General features: G+C 70.3%; 14 protein-coding genes and 1 tRNA gene. 13 read left to right on the forward strand and 2 right to left on the reverse strand.

The annotated features are described in order from the left end of the window. Both GTQ99_RS26530 and GTQ99_RS01495 read right to left on the reverse strand, forming a co-directional pair. The coding region (locus tag GTQ99_RS26530) for a histidine kinase (RefSeq protein WP_166613979.1) at positions 1-1,073 on the reverse strand (1,073 nt) is incomplete at its 3' end. Between the two features lie 37 nt (positions 1,074-1,110). Then, positions 1,111-2,352: a pyridoxal phosphate-dependent aminotransferase gene (locus GTQ99_RS01495; RefSeq protein ID WP_205706598.1), complete on the reverse strand. Its 1,242-nt coding sequence runs from the start codon at positions 2,350-2,352 to the stop codon at positions 1,111-1,113. A 107-nt stretch (positions 2,353-2,459) separates the two neighbouring features. On the opposite strand from GTQ99_RS01495, the gene GTQ99_RS01500 reads away from it, so the two are divergent. From GTQ99_RS01500 to tuf, 13 genes are all read left to right on the forward strand, one after another. Further along, positions 2,460-2,532: transfer RNA gene (locus tag GTQ99_RS01500), tRNA-Trp, on the forward strand. A gap of 82 nt (positions 2,533-2,614) precedes the next feature. Next, positions 2,615-2,848 (forward strand): preprotein translocase subunit SecE, encoded by a 234-nt coding sequence (gene secE / locus GTQ99_RS24620; RefSeq protein WP_166613981.1) that lies wholly within the window; start codon positions 2,615-2,617, stop codon positions 2,846-2,848. A 64-nt stretch (positions 2,849-2,912) separates the two neighbouring features. Beyond that, positions 2,913-3,902: a transcription termination/antitermination protein NusG gene (gene nusG, locus GTQ99_RS01510; protein ID WP_338074646.1), complete on the forward strand. Its 990-nt coding sequence runs from the start codon at positions 2,913-2,915 to the stop codon at positions 3,900-3,902. A 155-nt stretch (positions 3,903-4,057) separates the two neighbouring features. Further along, the gene (gene rplK, locus GTQ99_RS01515) at positions 4,058-4,489 is read left to right on the forward strand and encodes a 50S ribosomal protein L11 (RefSeq protein ID WP_166613982.1); all 432 of its coding nucleotides are present in this window, start codon (positions 4,058-4,060) and stop codon (positions 4,487-4,489) included. 83 nt (positions 4,490-4,572) lie between these two features. After that, entirely contained in the window at positions 4,573-5,289 is a 717-nt protein-coding gene (rplA, locus tag GTQ99_RS01520; protein WP_166613983.1) for a 50S ribosomal protein L1, read from the forward strand. 328 nt (positions 5,290-5,617) lie between these two features. Then, positions 5,618-6,190, forward strand: coding sequence for a 50S ribosomal protein L10 (gene rplJ, locus GTQ99_RS01525; protein ID WP_166613984.1), 573 nt, complete (start codon positions 5,618-5,620; stop codon positions 6,188-6,190). Positions 6,191-6,259: 69 nt separating this feature from the next. Then, on the forward strand, positions 6,260-6,646 hold the full coding sequence (rplL, locus tag GTQ99_RS01530) for a 50S ribosomal protein L7/L12 (protein WP_166613985.1): 387 nt from the start codon (positions 6,260-6,262) through the stop codon (positions 6,644-6,646). A 401-nt stretch (positions 6,647-7,047) separates the two neighbouring features. Beyond that, positions 7,048-10,557: a DNA-directed RNA polymerase subunit beta gene (rpoB, locus tag GTQ99_RS01535; RefSeq protein ID WP_240896565.1), complete on the forward strand. Its 3,510-nt coding sequence runs from the start codon at positions 7,048-7,050 to the stop codon at positions 10,555-10,557. A 118-nt stretch (positions 10,558-10,675) separates the two neighbouring features. Then, a complete protein-coding gene (locus GTQ99_RS01540; protein WP_166613987.1) occupies positions 10,676-14,557 on the forward strand; it encodes a DNA-directed RNA polymerase subunit beta' in 3,882 nt (1,293 codons plus the stop codon). Positions 14,558-14,883: 326 nt separating this feature from the next. Further along, positions 14,884-15,258 carry a 30S ribosomal protein S12 gene (gene rpsL / locus GTQ99_RS01545; protein WP_012084987.1) on the forward strand — a complete coding sequence of 125 codons (375 nt, stop codon included), beginning with the start codon at positions 14,884-14,886 and terminating at the stop codon, positions 15,256-15,258. Further along, on the forward strand, positions 15,258-15,728 hold the full coding sequence (rpsG, locus tag GTQ99_RS01550; RefSeq protein WP_166613988.1) for a 30S ribosomal protein S7: 471 nt from the start codon (positions 15,258-15,260) through the stop codon (positions 15,726-15,728). The genes rpsL and rpsG overlap by 1 nt, the downstream gene beginning before the upstream one ends. A 56-nt stretch (positions 15,729-15,784) precedes the next feature. Further along, positions 15,785-17,887 carry an elongation factor G gene (gene fusA, locus GTQ99_RS01555; protein ID WP_166613989.1) on the forward strand — a complete coding sequence of 701 codons (2,103 nt, stop codon included), beginning with the start codon at positions 15,785-15,787 and terminating at the stop codon, positions 17,885-17,887. A 133-nt stretch (positions 17,888-18,020) separates the two neighbouring features. After that, complete coding sequence (gene tuf / locus GTQ99_RS01560; RefSeq protein WP_166613990.1) at positions 18,021-19,214, forward strand: elongation factor Tu; 1,194 nt, start codon at positions 18,021-18,023, stop codon at positions 19,212-19,214. Positions 19,215-19,273: the final 59 nt, after the last annotated feature.

Below are 19,273 nucleotides of genomic sequence, written 5' to 3' on the forward strand. Positions count from 1 at the left end.
GTCGGCATCGCCGCGGCCGCGGCGATGCCGACGCCGTCGTCGCGCACCTCCAGCACCACGCTCGCGTCCTGCGCCGACAGCAGCACCTGCGCGGTGCGGGCGGCCGCGTGCTTGCGGACGTTGCCCAGCGCCTCCTGGGCGGCGCGCAGCAGCACCACCTGCTGCGCGCGCGGCAGCCCGGGCACCTGCCCGTCCACCCGCACCCGCACGCGCACCCCGCTCTCGCGCGAGACCCGCTCGCCCAGCCGGTGCAGCGCCTCGGTGAGGGCCACGTCCTCCAGGCCCACCGGCGACATGGCGGCCACCAGCGTGCGCGCCTCGGCCAGCCCCGAGCGCGCGGTGCCCTCCACCAGCTCCAGCCGCCGGCGGGTGGCCTCGTCCACCGCGCCGGCCGCGGCCGACTGCGCGAGCACGACGATGCTCGTGAAGCTCTGCGCGAGGGTGTCGTGGATGTCCCCGGCGAGCCGGGCGCGCTCGGCCGCCACCCCCGCCTCGTGGTGCGCCGCAGCCAGTTCGGCCCGCGTCGTCTCCAGCTCGGTGATGAGCTCGGCGCGCTCCTCGCTCTGCTCGACGACCTTGGAGATCCAGAAGCCGAGGGCGCAGGTGAAGACGACGCTGACGCCCATCGAGACGGCCACGTCCGGCGCGGTGGCCAGCGAGCCGTGGCCGGCGACGAGGCCGACCAGCGCCCCCAGCGCCGTCGCGACCGTCCAGAAGGTCCCCTCGCGGCGGGTGTCGGTGAAGAACCACGCCTGCGGGAAGGCGATGAAGAGCAGGAAGCTCAGCCCGGGGGCGCCGGCGAAGACGGTGGAGAAGCCCACGACCATGACGGCCAGGTAGGGGCGGGCGTGCCCGCGGCGCCGGCGCGCGCCGGGCACCCCCCGCAGCAGGTAGGCGAGCACGACGCCCGCGAGGGCCCCGCCGGCCAGCGCCGGGTCGGGCGCGGGCACCAGGGCCAGCGCGGCGACCGCGAGCGCGACGAACACCGCGAAGGCCGCGTGCCAGCCGGGGACGGTCCGCACCCACCAGGAGCCGGGTGCGGGCGCGGCCCTCGCCGGCAGCCCGCTGCGCACGCCCGGCCCCCTCCGCCGCCCGCTCCGCCGCGCCGGCTCAGTCGACCTCGGCCAGCAGCCGCTGGACCCGCTCGACCCCGGTCACCAGGTCCTCGTCGGCCAGCGCGTACGACAGCCGCAGGTACCCGCTGGGCCCGAAGGCCTCGCCGGGCACGACGGCGACCTCGGCCTCGGCGAGGATGATCTCCGCGAGCTTGGCCGAGGAGGTGATCTCCTGCCCGCGCAGCGAGCGGCCGATCAGGGCGGTGACGTCGGGGTAGGCGTAGAAGGCGCCCTGCGGCAGCGGGCAGCGCACGCCCTCGATCGCGTCGAGCATCGAGACCATCGTGCGCCGGCGCCGGTCGAAGGCCTCGCGCATGCGGGCGACGGCCTCCAGGTCACCCGTGAGCGCCTGCACGGCCGCGCGCTGGGAGACGTTGGCGACGTTGGAGGTCAGGTGCGACTGCAGGTTGGCCACGCCCTTGACGACGTCGGCCGGCCCGACGAGCCAGCCCACCCGCCAGCCGGTCATCGCGTAGGTCTTGGCCACGCCGTTGAGCACGACGCAGGTGTCGGCCAGCTCGGGCACCTCCACCGGCATCGAGGCCGCCCGCGCGCCGTCGTAGACCAGGTGCTCGTAGATTTCGTCGGTGACGACCCAGACGCCGTGCTCCAGGGCCCAGTGGCCGATCGCACGGACCTCCTCGGGCGCGTAGACCGCGCCGGTCGGGTTGGAGGGCGAGCAGAACAGCAGGGCCTTGGTGCGCGGCGTGCGCGCGGCCTCGAGTTGGTCGACGGTGACCTTGTAGCCCTGGTCGGGGCCCGCGAAGACCTCCACGGGCACGCCGCCGGCCAGCCGGGCGGCCTCGGGGTAGGTCGTCCAGTACGGAGCGGGCAGCAGCAGCTCGTCGCCCGGGTCGAGCAGGGCCGCGAAGGTCTCGTACACGGCCTGCTTGCCGCCGTTGGTGACGAGCACCTGCGAGGGGGAGACCTCGTAGCCGGAGTCGCGCAGCGTCTTGGCCGCGATCGCCTCCCGCAGCGCGGGCAGGCCGCCGGCGGGGGTGTAGCGGTGGTTGGCCGGGTCGGCGCAGGCCGCGGCGGCGGCGTCGACGATCGCCTGCGGGGTGGGGAAGTCCGGCTCGCCGGCGCCGAAGCCGATGACGGGGCGCCCGGCGGCCTTGAGCGCCTTGGCCCTGGCGTCCACCGCGAGCGTCGCGGACTCGGCGATGCCGGCCACCCGGGCCGAGACGCGGGAGCGGGCGGAGGGCTGGACGGTGCTCTGCGCGGTCACGGCGACCATCCTTCCACCCGCTGGTTCGACTGGGGGTGCTCGCGTCACCTATGGTGGTCCCGGCGGTCTCGCACCGCCGTGGTGACGCGCGCCCCGCGGGGCGGGTCGATCCGCTCAGGGCAGTGGCGCAATTGGTAGCGCACCGGTCTCCAAAACCGGCGGTTGTGGGTTCGAGTCCCTCCTGCCCTGCGAGCACCACCGTGCCCACCCGGGCGCGTCTGCGGGACGAAGCACACCGGCGCAAGACCACACAGGAGCGGGGCAGCCCGAGGTGAGCCAGACGACGAAGGCCGCGGCACAGCCCGCCGAGGCCAAGAAGCGCACGGGCTTCCTGCTGTTCCTGCGCCAGGTCGTGGAGGAACTGCGCAAGGTCGTCTGGCCCAGCCGCCGGGACCTGCTCAGCTACACGGGCGTCGTGCTCGTCTTCGTCGTGGTGATGATGCTCTTCGTGTCCGCGCTGGACTACGGCATCGGCAAGCTCGTTCTGCTGGTGTTCGGGTCCTGACGCACTGGGCGTGCACCAGCGGGTGCGCGTGAGTCCCGAACCCCGTAGGAAGCAGGTCAGCAGCGTGTCGGAGCAGTGGGGTCCCTCTCTCGGCGAGCGGCGCACCGGCGGCGGCCCGGAGGGCGACGAGTCGCCCCTCCGGGGCAGCGACGAGGTGTACGACGCGGCGGCCGAGCCGTCGCCCGTGGCGCTGGGCGAGTACGAGGACGAGCAGGTCGAGGCCGACGCCTCCCTGACGGGCTACGACGCCGAGGACGTGCGCGCCGACGCGGAGGCCGACGAGGAGGCCCGCGACGAGCAGGCCGTGGACACCCCCGACGTGCCGGTCGGCGACGTGCTGGGCGCCCCGGTGGGCGACGAGGCCGGCGACCTGAGCGAGGAGTCCGCGGCCGACGCCGACCCGCTGCCCGGCGACGAGGGGCCGGCGGCGGACCTCGACGAGGACGTCGACGAGGCCGAGGAGTTCCGCAAGAAGCTGCGGCGCATGCCCGGCGAGTGGTTCGTCATCCACAGCTACGCCGGCTACGAGAACCGCGTGAAGACCAACCTCGAGACCCGCATGACCAGCCTCAACATGGAGGACTACATCTTCCAGGTCGAGGTGCCCATGGAGGAGGTCGTCGAGGTCAAGAACGGCCAGCGCAAGAACGTCCGCCGGGTGCGCATCCCCGGCTACGTGCTCGTGCGCATGGACCTGACCGACGAGTCGTGGGGCGCCGTGCGGCACACCCCGGGCGTCACGGGCTTCGTCGGCAACACCCACCAGCCGGTGCCGCTCTCCAACGACGAGGTCTTCTCGATGCTGGCCCCGGCGCTGCAGCCCAAGGCCAGGGCGGGCGAGAAGCAGGCCCCCGGCCAGGCCGCGGCGGCGCCCGCCAAGGTCGTGGACTTCGAGGTCGGCGAGTCCGTCACCGTCATGGAGGGGCCCTTCGAGACCCTGCCCGCGACGATCTCGGAGATCGCCGCGGACCGCCAGAAGCTCACGGTGCTGGTCTCGATCTTCGGTCGCGAGACCCCGGTCGAGCTCAACTTCAACCAGGTCGCCAAGATCTGAGGCACCGCACCAGCGAGCCCCGGCCCACCGGCCGGGGCTCGCTCGCGTCCCGCCCCGCGCGGGCGGGCGCGTAGACTGGACGACGGCCTCAACCCCTCGTCGCCCGATCCGCGGGCACCGATACGGCCGCCACGCTCGCTACCGAGAGGACTCCCATGCCCCCCAAGAAGAAGGTCGCCGGGCTCATCAAGCTCCAGATCAAGGCCGGCCAGGCCACGCCCGCGCCGCCGATCGGCCCCGCGCTCGGTCAGCACGGCGTGAACATCATGGAGTTCTGCAAGGCGTACAACGCGCAGACCGAGGCCCAGCGCGGCAACGTCATCCCGGTCGAGATCACGGTCTACGAGGACCGCTCGTTCACCTTCATCACCAAGACCCCGCCGGCCGCGGAGCTCATCAAGAAGGCCGCCGGCGTCGACAAGGGCTCGGGCGAGCCGCACGTGAAGAAGGTCGCCAACCTGACGCAGGCGCAGGTCCGCGAGATCGCCGAGACCAAGCTGCAGGACCTCAACGCCAAGGACGTCGACATGGCGGCCCGCATCATCGCCGGCACCGCCCGCTCGATGGGCATCACCGTCTCCGACTGAGACCCCTCAGCCGCCAGCACCCCCGTGGCAGGGCCCGCGCGGCCCGTCCGACCACGACCCTCACCCCGACCCGAGGAGCAGCAGTGAAGCGCAGCAAGGCCTACCGCGCCGCCGCCGAGAAGATCGACGGCGACGCCCTCTACGCCCCCCTGGACGCCGTCAAGCTCGCCCGCGAGACGTCGACCACCAAGTACGACGCCACCGTCGAGGTCGCGTTCCGCCTGGGTGTCGACCCCCGCAAGGCCGACCAGATGGTGCGCGGCACCGTCAACCTGCCGCACGGCACCGGCAAGACCGCCCGCGTGCTGGTCTTCGCCGTCGGCGACCGCGCCGCCCAGGCCGAGGCCGCCGGCGCCGACATCGTCGGCGGCGACGAGCTCATCGACGAGGTCGCCAAGGGCCGCCTCGACTTCGACGCCGCCGTGGCCACGCCCGACCTCATGGGCAAGGTCGGCCGGCTCGGCAAGGTGCTCGGCCCGCGCGGCCTCATGCCCAACCCGAAGACGGGCACGGTGACCATGGACGTCGCCAAGGCCGTCTCGGAGATCAAGGGCGGCAAGATCGAGTTCCGCACCGACAAGCACGCCAACCTGCACTTCGTCATCGGCAAGGTCTCGTTCGACGACACCCAGCTGGTCGAGAACTACGCCGCCGCCCTCGACGAGGTGCTGCGCCTGAAGCCGTCGGCGTCCAAGGGCCGCTACGTCAAGAAGGCGACCGTCACGACGACGATGGGCCCGGGCATCCCGGTCGACCCGACCCTGACGCGCAACCTCACCGGCGAAGCGACCGCGGTCTGACCGCTCGCCGCACGGCGACCTGACGGGCTGCGGCCCGACGGGCAGGAGGGGCGGGCCCCGCGCGCGAGCGCGGGGCCCGCCCCTCCTCGCGTCCGCACCACCCCGCGACGGCGTGTAGTCTGGTGGTGTACCGAAGACCGCCGGTCGCCACCGGTCCTCCTCGCGAGGCAGGTGGTAGAAGGTCCCGTCCCACGGGCGACCTGCGCAGGTGAGCCAGAGCCTCGACCGCAGCCCACGGCTGCGTCCCGACGCCCCGCGCGCCTGCGCCGGGGCGTCTCGTGCGTCCGGGGCCGGGCCGGCCCCCCGAGACGAGGAAGGGAGGGCACACATGGCGAAGCCGGAGAAGGTCGCGGCCGTGAAGGAGATCACGGCCCTGTTCCAGGGATCCAACGCCGCGGTGCTCACCGAGTACCGGGGGTTGTCCGTCGCCCAGCTCACGCAGCTGCGCACGACGCTGGGTCCTGACACGACCTACGCGGTCCTGAAGAACACGCTCGCCACCATCGCGGCGAAGGAGGCCGGTGTCACGGCCTTCGAGGGGCAGCTGTCCGGCCCCTCCGCGATCGCCTTCATCGCCGGTGACCCGGTCGAGGCGGCCAAGGGCCTGCGTGACTTCGCCAGGACCAACCCCCAGCTGGTCGTCAAGAGCGGCCTGCTCGAAGGCCGCGCCATCAGCGCCGCCGACGTCACCGCCCTGGCCGACCTGGAGTCCCGCGAGGTGCTCCTGTCCAAGGTCGCCGGCGTGCTCAAGGCGTCGCAGGCCAAGGCGGCCGCGCTGTTCCAGGCGCCGCTGTCGAAGACCGTCCGCACCGTGGAAGCGTTGCGGGAGAAGCAGGCCGCGGGCGCGCCCGCGGACGCTGCAGCGGCCGAGGCCCCCGCGGCCGAGACCGTGGACGCCTGAGCGTCCCGCTCGCAACCCCACTCCCGCGGTGACTCGCGGGGCCCACAACCACTAGGAAGGACCGCCACCATGGCGAAGCTCAGCACCGACGAGCTGCTCGACGCGTTCAAGGAGCTCACCCTCATCGAGCTCTCGGACTTCGTGAAGAAGTTCGAGGAGACCTTCGACGTCACCGCCGCCGCCCCCGTGGCCGTGGCTGCCGGCCCGACCGGTGGCGGCACCGCTGCCCCGGCCGAGGAGGAGAAGGACGAGTTCGACGTCATCCTCGAGGCCGCCGGCGACAAGAAGATCGGCGTCATCAAGGAGGTCCGCGCGCTGACCTCCCTCGGCCTCAAGGAGGCCAAGGACCTCGTCGACGGCGCCCCCAAGCCCGTCCTCGAGAAGGTCAACAAGGAGGCCGCGGAGAAGGCCAAGGCGCAGCTCGAGGGCGCCGGCGCCACCGTCACCCTCAAGTGACCCCCTCCCCGGTCGGCTGACCGGGGGAGCGCTCCAGGAGGGGCGGTCGGACTCGCGTCCGGCCGCCCCTCCTCGCGTTCGGCGGGCCGCTGCGCACCGCCGGCGGCGACACGCCGTCCACACCCGGGGGTGTGCCGCCTTGACGCGGGCGCCTCGTCGGGACATCCTCGAGCACGGTCGTCCTCACCACCGGGCCACGCCGCGACAGCGACGTCGAGCCGGCTCCGGTCACGAGGTGTCGGCGTGTCGCCACCCGAAGAGGGGGCTGGACAGCCGTGCCCGCGTAGGGTAGCCTGTCGTTTTGCGCTGCCCGGAGTCATATGGCCGGTCGTCGACCGTGGAACGATCGAGTGGGGCAGGTCAGCGCGTGTCACGTTCGCAGGCCCGTGGAAGGACCCCTCTTGGCTGCCTCGCGTCCAGCGTCCGCACCGAACAGCACGAGCACGACCCACGTCGGCAACCAGTCGCCGCGCACCGTCTCCGGACGGTACTCCTTCGGCAAGATCCACGAACCGCTTGAGGTCCCCGACCTCCTGGCGCTGCAGACCGACAGCTTCGACTGGCTGCTCGGCAACAAGCGCTGGCAGGACCGCGTGGAGGCCTCCACCAACGGCGGGCTCGCCGTCCCGACGACCTCCGGCCTGGAGGAGATCTTCGAGGAGATCTCCCCGATCGAGGACTTCTCGGGGTCGATGTCCCTGTCGTTCCGCGACCACCGCTTCGAGCCGCCGAAGTACTCCCTCGACGACTGCAAGGAGCGCGACCTCACCTACGCCGCCCCGCTGTTCGTCACGGCGGAGTTCATCAACGGCAACACCGGTGAGATCAAGAGCCAGACGGTCTTCATGGGCGACTTCCCGCTCATGACCGACCGCGGCACCTTCGTGATCAACGGCACCGAGCGCGTCGTCGTCTCGCAGCTGGTCCGCTCGCCGGGCATCTACTTCGAGCGCGTGCCGGACAAGACCTCCGACCGCGACACCTGGACCGCGAAGATCATCCCCTCCCGCGGCGCCTGGCTCGAGTTCGAGATCGACAAGCGCGACATGGTCGGCGTGCGCATCGACCGCAAGCGCAAGCAGTCGGTCACGGTGCTGCTGAAGGCGCTCGGCTGGAGCGAGTCGCAGATCCGCGAGGAGTTCGCCGACTACGAGTCGATGATCGCCACGCTGGAGAAGGACCACACCTCCGGCGTCGAGGACGCGCTGCTGGACATCTACCGCAAGCTGCGCCCGGGCGAGCCGCCGACGCAGGAGGCCGCGCGCAACCTGCTCGACAACCTCTACTTCAACCCCAAGCGCTACGACCTCGCCAAGGTCGGCCGCTACAAGGTGAACAAGAAGCTCGGCATGGAGGAGCCGCTGGACGCCAGCGTGCTCTCCGTCGAGGACATCGTGCGCACCATCAAGTTCCTGGTGAAGCTGCACGCCGGCGAGACCGCGATGCCGGGCGTCAAGAACGGCCAGCCGATCGACGTGCGCGTCGAGGTCGACGACATCGACCACTTCGGCAACCGCCGCCTGCGCAGCGTCGGCGAGCTCATCCAGAACCAGGTCCGCACGGGCCTGTCCCGGATGGAGCGCGTCGTGCGCGAGCGCATGACGACCCAGGACGTCGAGGCCATCACGCCGCAGACGCTCATCAACATCCGTCCCGTCGTGGCCTCCATCAAGGAGTTCTTCGGGACGAGCCAGCTGTCGCAGTTCATGGACCAGACCAACCCGCTCGCGGGCCTGACCCACAAGCGCCGCCTGTCGGCGCTGGGCCCGGGCGGTCTGTCCCGCGAGCGCGCCGGCATGGAGGTCCGCGACGTCCACCCCTCGCACTACGGCCGCATGTGCCCGATCGAGACGCCGGAGGGCCCGAACATCGGCCTCATCGGCTCCCTGTCGAGCTACGGGCGCATCAACCCGTTCGGCTTCATCGAGACGCCCTACCGCAAGGTCGTCGAGGGCCGGGTGACCGACGACGTCGACTACCTGACCGCCGACGAGGAGGACGCCTTCGTCATCGCCCAGGCGAACGCCCCGCTGAACGCGGACGGCACCTTCGCCGAGAACCGCGTCCTGGTGCGCGCCAAGGGCGGCGAGACGGAGTTCGTCCCGCGCGACGACGTCGACTACATGGACGTCGCCGCACGGCAGATGGTCTCCGTCGCCACCGCGATGATCCCCTTCCTCGAGCACGACGACGCCAACCGCGCGCTCATGGGCGCCAACATGCAGCGCCAGGCGGTGCCGCTGGTCAAGACTGAGGCGCCGCTGGTCGGCACCGGCATGGAGTTCCGCGCCGCCGTCGACGCCGGTGACGTCATCGTCGCCACCAAGGCCGGCGTGGCCACCGAGGTCTCCGCCGACCTCATCACCACCTCCAACGACGACGGCACCTCGACGACCTACAAGGTCGCCAAGTTCCGCCGCTCCAACCACGGCACGGCCTACAACCAGACCGTCGTCGTCAACGAGGGCGACCGCGTCGAGGTCGGCACCGTGCTGGCCGACGGCCCGTCGACCGACGGCGGCGAGATGGCGCTGGGGCGCAACCTCATGGTGGCGTTCATGCCGTGGGAGGGCCACAACTACGAGGACGCGATCATCCTGTCGCAGCGCCTCGTGCAGGACGACGTCCTGTCCTCGATCCACATCGAGGAGCACGAGGTCGACGCCCGCGACACCAAGCTCGGGCCCGAGGAGATCACCCGGGACATCCCGAACGTGGCCGAGGAGGTGCTGGCCGACCTCGACGAGCGCGGGATCATCCGCATCGGCGCCGAGGTCCGCGACGGCGACCTGCTCGTCGGCAAGGTCACGCCCAAGGGCGAGACCGAGCTGACCCCGGAGGAGCGCCTGCTGCGCGCGATCTTCGGCGAGAAGGCCCGCGAGGTCCGCGACACCTCCCTGAAGGTGCCCCACGGCGAGACCGGCACCGTCATCGGCGTCAAGGTCTTCGACCGCGACGAGGGCGACGAGCTGCCCCCGGGCGTCAACCAGCTGGTGCGCGTCTACGTGGCCAACAAGCGCAAGATCACCGACGGCGACAAGCTGGCCGGCCGCCACGGCAACAAGGGCGTCATCTCCAAGATCCTGCCCGTGGAGGACATGCCGTTCCTCGAGGACGGCACCCCGGTCGACATCATCCTCAACCCGCTCGGCGTGCCGAGCCGGATGAACGTGGGCCAGGTCCTGGAGCTGCACCTGGGCTGGATCGCCAGCCAGGGCTGGCAGATCGAGGGCCAGCCGGACTGGGCGGAGCTGATCCCCGAGGAGATCCGCTCGGCGCCGGGCGGCTCGCGCATCGCCACGCCCGTCTTCGACGGTGCCCGCGAGCACGAGATCACCGGTCTGCTCAGCTCGACGACGCCCACCCGCGACGGTGACCGCCTCGTCGGCGGCGACGGCAAGGCGCGGCTGTTCGACGGCCGCTCCGGCGAGCCGTTCCCGGACCCGGTCGCGGTCGGCTACATGTACATCCTGAAGCTGCACCACCTGGTCGACGACAAGATCCACGCGCGCTCGACCGGGCCGTACTCGATGATCACGCAGCAGCCCCTGGGCGGCAAGGCGCAGTTCGGCGGCCAGCGCTTCGGCGAGATGGAGGTCTGGGCCCTGGAGGCCTACGGCGCCGCCTACGCCCTGCAGGAGCTGCTGACGATCAAGTCGGACGACGTGCTGGGTCGCGTGAAGGTCTACGAGGCCATCGTCAAGGGCGAGAACATTCCCGAGCCCGGAATCCCCGAGAGCTTCAAGGTGCTCATCAAGGAGATGCAGTCGCTCTGCCTGAACGTGGAGGTGCTCTCCTCGGACGGCATGGCCATCGAGATGCGCGACAGCGACGAGGACGTCTTCCGGGCGGCCGAGGAGCTGGGCATCGACCTGGCTCGGCGCGAGCCGAGCAGCGTCGAAGAGGTCTGACGGACGGCGGGACGCGGGGGAGTGCCCCCGCGTCCCGCCCCCGGTCGGCCAACGGGTCCCCTGAGGGGACCCACGGATCACGTCAGACCTCGGAACACACGACAGAAAGAAGATCACGTTGCTCGACGTCAACTTCTTCGACGAGCTGCGCATCGGGCTGGCCACCGCGGACGACATCCGCACGTGGTCGCACGGTGAGGTCAAGAAGCCTGAGACCATCAACTACCGCACCCTGAAGCCGGAGAAGGACGGGCTCTTCTGCGAGAAGATCTTCGGTCCCACCCGGGACTGGGAGTGCTACTGCGGCAAGTACAAGCGTGTCCGCTTCAAGGGCATCATCTGCGAGCGCTGCGGCGTCGAGGTCACCCGCGCCAAGGTGCGCCGCGAGCGGATGGGCCACATCGAGCTGGCCGCCCCCGTCACGCACATCTGGTACTTCAAGGGCGTCCCGAGCCGGCTGGGCTACCTCCTCGACCTCGCGCCGAAGGACCTCGAGAAGGTCATCTACTTCGCCGCGTACATGATCACCTGGGTCGACGAGGAGGGTCGCCAGCGCGACTTCTCCTCGCTCGAGGCCCAGATCGAGGTCGAGAAGCGCGAGGTGGAGAACCGCCGCGACTCCGACGTGGACACCCGCGCCAAGGCGCTCGAGGCCGACCTGGCCGAGCTGGAGGCCGAGGGGGCCAAGTCGGACGTGCGCCGCAAGGTGCGCGAGTCCGCCGAGCGCGAGATGGCGCAGATCCGCCGTCGCGCCGACACCGAGATCGACCGCCTGACGACGATCTGGGACCGCTTCCGCACGCTCAAGGTCCAGGACCTCGAGGGTGACGAGGTGCTCTACCGCGCCATGCGCGAGCGCTTCGGCATGTACTTCGAGGGCGGCATGGGTGCTGCGGCGCTGCAGAAGCGCCTGCAGAGCTTCGACCTGGAGGCCGAGGCCGAGTCGCTGCGCGAGACCATCGCCACCGGCAAGGGTCAGCGCAAGACCCGCGCCCTCAAGCGCCTGAAGGTCGTCTCGGCGTTCCTGACCACGCGCAACTCGCCCGAGGGCATGGTCCTGGACTGCGTCCCGGTCATCCCGCCGGACCTGCGTCCGATGGTGCAGCTGGACGGCGGCCGCTTCGCGACCTCCGACCTCAACGACCTGTACCGCCGCGTGATCAACCGCAACAACCGCCTCAAGCGGCTGCTGGACCTCGGCGCGCCCGAGATCATCGTCAACAACGAGAAGCGCATGCTGCAGGAGGCCGTCGACGCGCTGTTCGACAACGGCCGCCGCGGCCGGCCGGTGACCGGGCCGGGCAACCGCCCGCTGAAGTCGCTGTCCGACATGCTCAAGGGCAAGCAGGGCCGGTTCCGCCAGAACCTGCTCGGCAAGCGCGTCGACTACTCCGGCCGCTCGGTCATCGTCGTCGGCCCGCAGCTGAAGCTGCACCAGTGCGGCCTGCCCAAGCAGATGGCGCTGGAGCTCTTCAAGCCCTTCGTCATGAAGCGGCTCGTCGACCTCAGCCACGCGCAGAACATCAAGTCGGCCAAGCGCATGGTCGAGCGCGCCCGCCCGGTGGTCTGGGACGTCCTGTCCGAGGTCATCACCGAGCACCCGGTGCTGCTCAACCGCGCGCCCACCCTGCACCGCCTCGGCATCCAGGCCTTCGAGCCCCAGCTGGTCGAGGGCAAGGCCATCCAGATCCACCCGCTCGTCTGCACCGCCTTCAACGCGGACTTCGACGGCGACCAGATGGCCGTGCACGTGCCGCTGAGCGCGGAGGCGCAGGCCGAGGCCCGCATCCTCATGCTGTCGTCCAACAACATCCTCAAGCCGGCGGACGGCCGTCCGGTGACCATGCCCACCCAGGACATGATCATCGGCCTGTACCACCTGACGGCGGACCGGGACGACGTGGACGGCGAGGGCCGGCAGTTCTCCTCGCTCGCCGAGGCGATCATGGCCTTCGACGCCAAGCAGATGAACCTCAACGCCAAGGTCCGCATCCGCCTGTCGGGCGTCGTCCCGACGCCGGACATGACCCTGCCCGAGGGCTGGGAGCCGGGTCAGGACCTGGACGTGGAGACCACGCTGGGCCGCGCCCTCTTCAACGAGGCGCTGCCGGTCGACTACGAGTACGTCAACGTCGTCGTGGACAAGAAGAAGCTGTCCGCGATCGTCAACGACCTCGCGGAGCGCTACCCGAAGGTCCAGGTGGCGGCGACGCTGGACGCCCTGAAGGAGGCTGGCTTCCACTGGGCCACCCGCTCGGGCACCACCGTCTCCATCGCCGACGTCGTCGCCCCGCCGAACAAGCAGGCGATCCTCGAGACCTACGAGGCCAAGGCCGAGAAGGTCCAGCAGCAGTACGAGCGCGGTCTGATCACCGACGACGAGCGCCGTCAGGAGCTCATCGAGATCTGGACGCAGGCCACGAACGACGTGGCCCGCGACCTGGAGCAGGCCATGCCCACGCACAACACGATCCACCGCATGGTGAGCTCGGGTGCGCGAGGCAACTGGATGCAGATGCGTCAGCTCGCCGGGATGCGCGGCCTCATGGCCAACCCGAAGGGCGAGATCATCCCGCGTCCGGTCAAGGCCTCCTTCCGCGAGGGCCTGACCGTGGGTGAGTTCTTCATCACCACCCACGGCGCCCGCAAGGGTCTGGCGGACACCGCGCTGCGCACCGCCGACTCCGGCTACCTCACCCGTCGCCTCGTCGACGTCTCCCAGGACGTCATCGTGCGCGAGGAGGACTGCGGCACCTCCCGCGGTCTGGAGATGCCGATCGCGGAGCGCAACGCCGACGGCTCGCTGCGCCGGCACGACGACGTGGAGACCAGCGTCTACGCACGCACGCTGGCCACCGACGTCGTGGTGGACGGCGAGGTCGTCCTGGCCGCCGGCGCCGACCTCGGTGACGTCGTCATCGACCGGCTCGTCGGCCTGGGCGTGGAGAGCGTCAAGGTCCGCTCGGTGCTCACGTGCGAGTCCCGCGTCGGGACCTGCGCGCACTGCTACGGGCGCTCGCTGGCCAGCGGCAAGCTCGTCGACATCGGCGAGGCCGTCGGCATCGTCGCGGCGCAGTCCATCGGCGAGCCCGGCACCCAGCTGACGATGCGCACCTTCCACACCGGTGGTGCCGCCTCCGAGGCCGGTGACATCACGCACGGCCTGCCGCGCGTGGTCGAGCTCTTCGAGGCCCGCACCCCCAAGGGCAACGCTCCGATCTCGGAGGTCGCCGGCCGGGTGCGCATCGAGGAGACCGACAAGGGCCGCAAGATCGTCGTCACCCCGGACGACGGGGCGGACGAGGTCGAGTACCCCGTCACCCGCCGCCAGCGCCTGCTCGTCGAGGACGGCACGCACGTCGAGGTCGGGCAGAAGCTCGTCCAGGGCGCCGTCGACCCCAAGCAGGTGCTGCGCATCCTCGGCCCGCGCCGGGTGCAGATGCACCTGGTCGACGAGGTGCAGGAGGTCTACCGCTCCCAGGGCGTGTCGATCCACGACAAGCACATCGAGGTCATCGTCCGCCAGATGCTCAAGCGGGTGACGATCATCGAGCAGAACGGCGCCGAGCTGCTGCCGGGCGAGCTCGTCGAGCGTGCGCGCTTCGAGGAGGAGAACCGCCGGGTGATGGCCGAGGGCGGTCAGCCGGCCTCGGGCCGCCCGGAGCTGATGGGCATCACGAAGGCGTCGCTCGCGACGGACTCGTGGTTGTCCGCGGCCTCCTTCCAGGAGACGACGCGCGTGCTGACGAACGCCGCCATGGAGGGCAAGAGCGACCCGCTGCTCGGCCTGAAGGAGAACGTCATCATCGGCAAGCTCATCCCGGCCGGCACGGGGCTGCCCCGCTACCGCAACATCCGGGTGGAGCCGACCGAGGAGGCCAAGGCGCAGATGTACTCGGTGCCGGGCTACGACGACGTCGACTACGCGCAGTTCGGCGTGGGCTCCGGCCAGGCCGTCCCGCTCGAGGAGTTCGACTACGGCAACAGCGACTACCGCTGAGCCGGCACCGCCCTCGCGGGCGGTGCGCACCACCGCAGGCCGCTCCGCCCCCCGCTGCGGCGGGGGAGCGGGGCGGGCCTGCGGCCAGCCCGGGGCGCGGTCGGGGACGACTCGTCCGTTTTGACCAGCCCCGAACGCGGCGGGTAGTCTCGTGTCCGCTTGACACGAGCGCGCCCGCGGCCAGGTGACAGGACGTCACCCCTGCGGGACCTCGACCGAACGACACGCCCGACCTCGTGGGTCGGCGGGGGTCGAGCGCTGGCCCACGACGGGCAGCGCGTCCCGAGGAAAAGCCGACACACCAGATCGACACAGACGGAGACAGGGTGCCCACCATCCAGCAGCTGGTCCGCAAGGGCCGGGAGGACAAGGTCGTCAAGACCAAGACGCCCGCCCTCAAGGGCAGCCCGCAGCGCCGCGGCGTCTGCACGCGCGTGTACACGACCACCCCGAAGAAGCCGAACTCGGCCCTGCGCAAGGTCGCTCGCGTGAAGCTGACCAGTGGCATCGAGGTCACCGCCTACATCCCGGGCGTGGGCCACAACCTCCAGGAGCACTCGATGGTCCTGGTCCGCGGCGGCCGCGTGAAGGACCTCCCGGGTGTCCGCTACAAGATCGTCCGCGGTTCGCTCGACACGCAGGGCGTGAAGAACCGCAAGCAGGCGCGCAGCCGCTACGGCGCGAAGAAGGAGAAGAGCTGATGCCGCGCAAGGGCCCCGCCCCCAAGCGTCCCCTCGTGGTGGACCCCGTCTACCAGTCCCCGCTGGTGACGCAGCTCGTCAACAAGATCCTCCTCGACGGCAAGAAGTCCGTCGCCGAGTCGATCGTCTACGGCGCCCTCGAGGGCGCGCGGACCAAGACCGGCGGTGACCCCGTCGTCGTGCTCAAGCGCGCGCTCGACAACGTCAAGCCGGCGATCGAGGTCAAGTCCCGCCGCGTCGGCGGGTCGACCTACCAGGTCCCCATCGAGGTGCGCCCGAGCCGCTCGACGACGCTGGCCCTGCGCTGGCTCGTCGGCTACGCCCGCCAGCGCCGCGAGAAGACGATGACCGAGCGCCTGCTCAACGAGATCCTCGACGCCTCGAACGGCCTCGGTGCCGCGGTGAAGCGCCGCGAGGACACCCACAAGATGGCCGAGTCGAACCGGGCCTTCGCGCACTACCGCTGGTGATCCCAGCGGTACCTCGCCGACTCACCCCCTCGATCCCAGGGAAGAGGCAGTAAACCGTGGCACAGGACGTGCTGACGGACCTGACCAAGGTCCGCAACATCGGCATCATGGCCCACATCGACGCCGGCAAGACCACGACGACCGAGCGGATCCTCTTCTACACGGGGATCAACTACAAGATCGGCGAGGTCCACGACGGCGCGGCCACGATGGACTGGATGGAACAGGAGCAGGAGCGGGGGATCACCATCACCTCCGCCGCCACCACCTGCTTCTGGGACGGCAACCAGATCAACATCATCGACACCCCCGGCCACGTCGACTTCACGGTCGAGGTCGAGCGCTCGCTGCGCGTCCTCGACGGCGCGGTCGCCGTATTCGACGGCAAGGAGGGCGTCGAGCCGCAGTCCGAGACGGTCTGGCGGCAGGCGGACAAGTACGACGTCCCGCGCATCTGCTTCGTCAACAAGATGGACAAGCTGGGCGCCGACTTCTTCTTCACCGTCAGGACGATCATCGACCGCCTGGGTGCCGAGCCGCTGGTCATGCAGCTGCCGATCGGCGCCGAGAACACCTTCTCCGGTGTCGTCGACCTGGTCCGCATGAAGGCGCTGACCTGGCGCGGCGAGGTCCAGATGGGCGCCGACTACGAGATCGAGGACATCCCGGCCGAGCTGCAGGAGCAGGCCGAGGAGTACCGCCAGAAGCTGGTGGAGCGCGTCGCCGAGACCGACGAGACCCTCCTGGAGAAGTACCTCGGCGGTGAGGAGCTGACCGAGGACGAGATCAAGGCCGGCGTCCGCAAGCTGACGGTCGCCTCCGAGGTCTACCCGATCTTCTGCGGCTCCGCGTTCAAGAACAAGGGCGTGCAGCCCATGCTCGACGCGGTCATCGACTACCTGCCCTCGCCGCTGGACGTCAAGCCGATGGTCGGGCACAAGGTCGGCGACGAGTCGGTGGAGATCATCCGCCGTCCCGAGGCCGAGGAGCCCTTCTCGGGCCTGGCGTTCAAGGTCGCCGCGCACCCGTTCTTCGGCAAGCTGACCTACGTGCGCGTCTACTCCGGCCGCATCGCCGCGGGCTCGCAGGTCGTCAACTCGACCAAGGGCAAGAAGGAGCGCATCGGGAAGCTCTTCCAGATGCACTCCAACAAGGAGAACCCGGTCGACGAGGCGCGCGCGGGCCACATCTACGCGATGATCGGCCTCAAGGAGACGACGACCGGCGACACGCTCTCCGACCCGGCGCAGCAGGTCGTGCTGGAGTCCATGACCTTCCCCGAGCCCGTCATCTCGGTGGCCATCGAGCCGAAGACGAAGGGCGACCAGGAGAAGCTGGGCACCGCGATCCAGCGCCTGGCCGAGGAGGACCCGACCTTCCAGGTCGAGCTGGACCAGGAGACCGGCCAGACGATCATCAAGGGGATGGGCGAGCTCCACCTCGACATCCTCGTCGACCGCATGAAGCGCGAGTACCGGGTCGAGGCGAACGTCGGCAAGCCGCAGGTCGCCTACCGCGAGACCATCCGCCGCGCGGTCGTCAAGGAGGACTACACCCACAAGAAGCAGACGGGTGGGTCCGGCCAGTACGCCAAGGTCCAGGTCACGATCGAGCCGCTGGACACCTCCGACGGGGAGTTCTACGAGTTCGTCAACGGCGTCACGGGTGGTCGCGTCCCGCGCGAGTACATCCCCTCGGTGGACCAGGGCATCCAGGAGGCCATGCAGGAGGGTGTCGTCGCCGGCTACCCGCTGGTGGGCGTCAAGGCCACCCTCGTGGACGGTGCGGCGCACGACGTCGACTCCTCCGAGATGGCCTTCAAGATCGCCGGCAAGATGGTCCTGCGCGAGTCGGTCCGCAAGGCGCAGCCCGTCCTGCTGGAGCCGGTCATGGCCGTCGAGGTGCGCACGCCCGCCGACTACATGGGCGACGTCATCGGTGACCTGAACTCCCGCCGTGGGCAGATCGAGTCCATGGAGGACGTCAGCGGCGCCAAGCTCGTCAAGGCGAGCGTCCCGCTGTCGGAGATGTTCGGCTACGTCGGCGACCTGCGCTCCAAGACGCAGGGCCGCGCGGTCTACTCGATGCAGTTCTCCAACTACGCCGAGGTTCCCCGGAACGTGGCGGAGGAGATCGTCAAGAAGGTCCGCGGGGAGTAATCGCCCCGGAGGCCGGCGGGGGGTCCACACCCCCCGCCGGCACCACACCGGTCGCCGCACGGTCGGCCGGCCTCTCACCCACCCGCCCGATCCACGGGTCGGGGTAGCAGCGACAGTCCGAGGAGGACCCCCAGTGGCGAAGGCGAAGTTCGAGCGGACTAAGCCGCACGTCAACATCGGCACCATCGGTCACATCGACCACGGGAAGACGACGCTGACGGCGGCGATCACCCGGGTGCTGCACGACAAGTTCCCGGAGCTGAACAAGGCCTCGGCGTTCGACCAGATCGACAAGGCCCCTGAAGAGCGTCAGCGCGGCATCACGATCTCGATCGCGCACGTCGAGTACCAGACCGAGGCGCGCCACTACGCGCACGTCGACTGCCCGGGTCACGCGGACTACATCAAGAACATGATCACGGGTGCGGCGCAGATGGACGGCGCCATCCTCGTGGTCGCCGCGACCGACGGCCCGATGCCGCAGACGAAGGAGCACGTCATCCTGGCCCGCCAGGTCGGCGTCCCCTACATCGTCGTGGCGCTCAACAAGGCCGACATGGTCGAGGACGAGGAGCTCCTCGAGCTCGTCGAGATGGAGGTGCGCGAGCTCCTCTCGTCCTACGAGTTCCCGGGCGACGACGTCCCCGTGGTCCGCGTCTCGGCGCTGAAGGCGCTCGAGGGCGACAAGGAGTGGGGCGACAAGCTCATGGAGCTCATGGACGCGGTCGACACCGCGATCCCTGAGCCCGAGCGCGCGATCGACCAGCCCTTCCTGATGCCGATCGAGGACGTCTTCACGATCACCGGCCGCGGCACCGTCGTGACCGGTCGCATTGAGCGCGGCGTCCTCAACGTCAACCAGGAGGTCGAGATCGTCGGCATCAAGCCGACCTCGGCCAAGACCACCGTCACCAGCATCGAGATGTTCAACAAGATGCTGGACACCGGCCAGGCCGGCGACAACGCGGCCCTGCTGCTGCGCGGTCTCAAGCGTGACGACGTCGAGCGCGGTCAGGTCGTCGTGAAGCCCTCCAGCATCACGCCGCACACCGAGTTCGAGGGCCAGGCCTACATCCTGTCCAAGGACGAGGGTGGCCGTCACACGCCCTTCTACAACAACTACCGTCCGCAGTTCTACTTCCGGACGACCGACGTCACCGGCGTCGTCTCGCTGCCCGAGGGCACCGAGATGGTCATGCCCGGTGACAACACCGAGATGAAGGTCGACCTCATCCAGCCCATCGCGATGGAAGAGGGCCTGAAGTTCGCGATCCGCGAGGGTGGCCGCACCGTCGGCGCCGGTCGGGTCACGAAGATCCTCAAGTGAGGTGAGCCCGCCGCGGGGGAGACCCCGCGGCGGGACGCTCGCTCGGCGGAGGGGCGGGT

Source organism: Kineococcus vitellinus (assembly GCF_009906315.1).
GTDB lineage: Bacteria > Actinomycetota > Actinomycetes > Actinomycetales > Kineococcaceae > Kineococcus > Kineococcus vitellinus.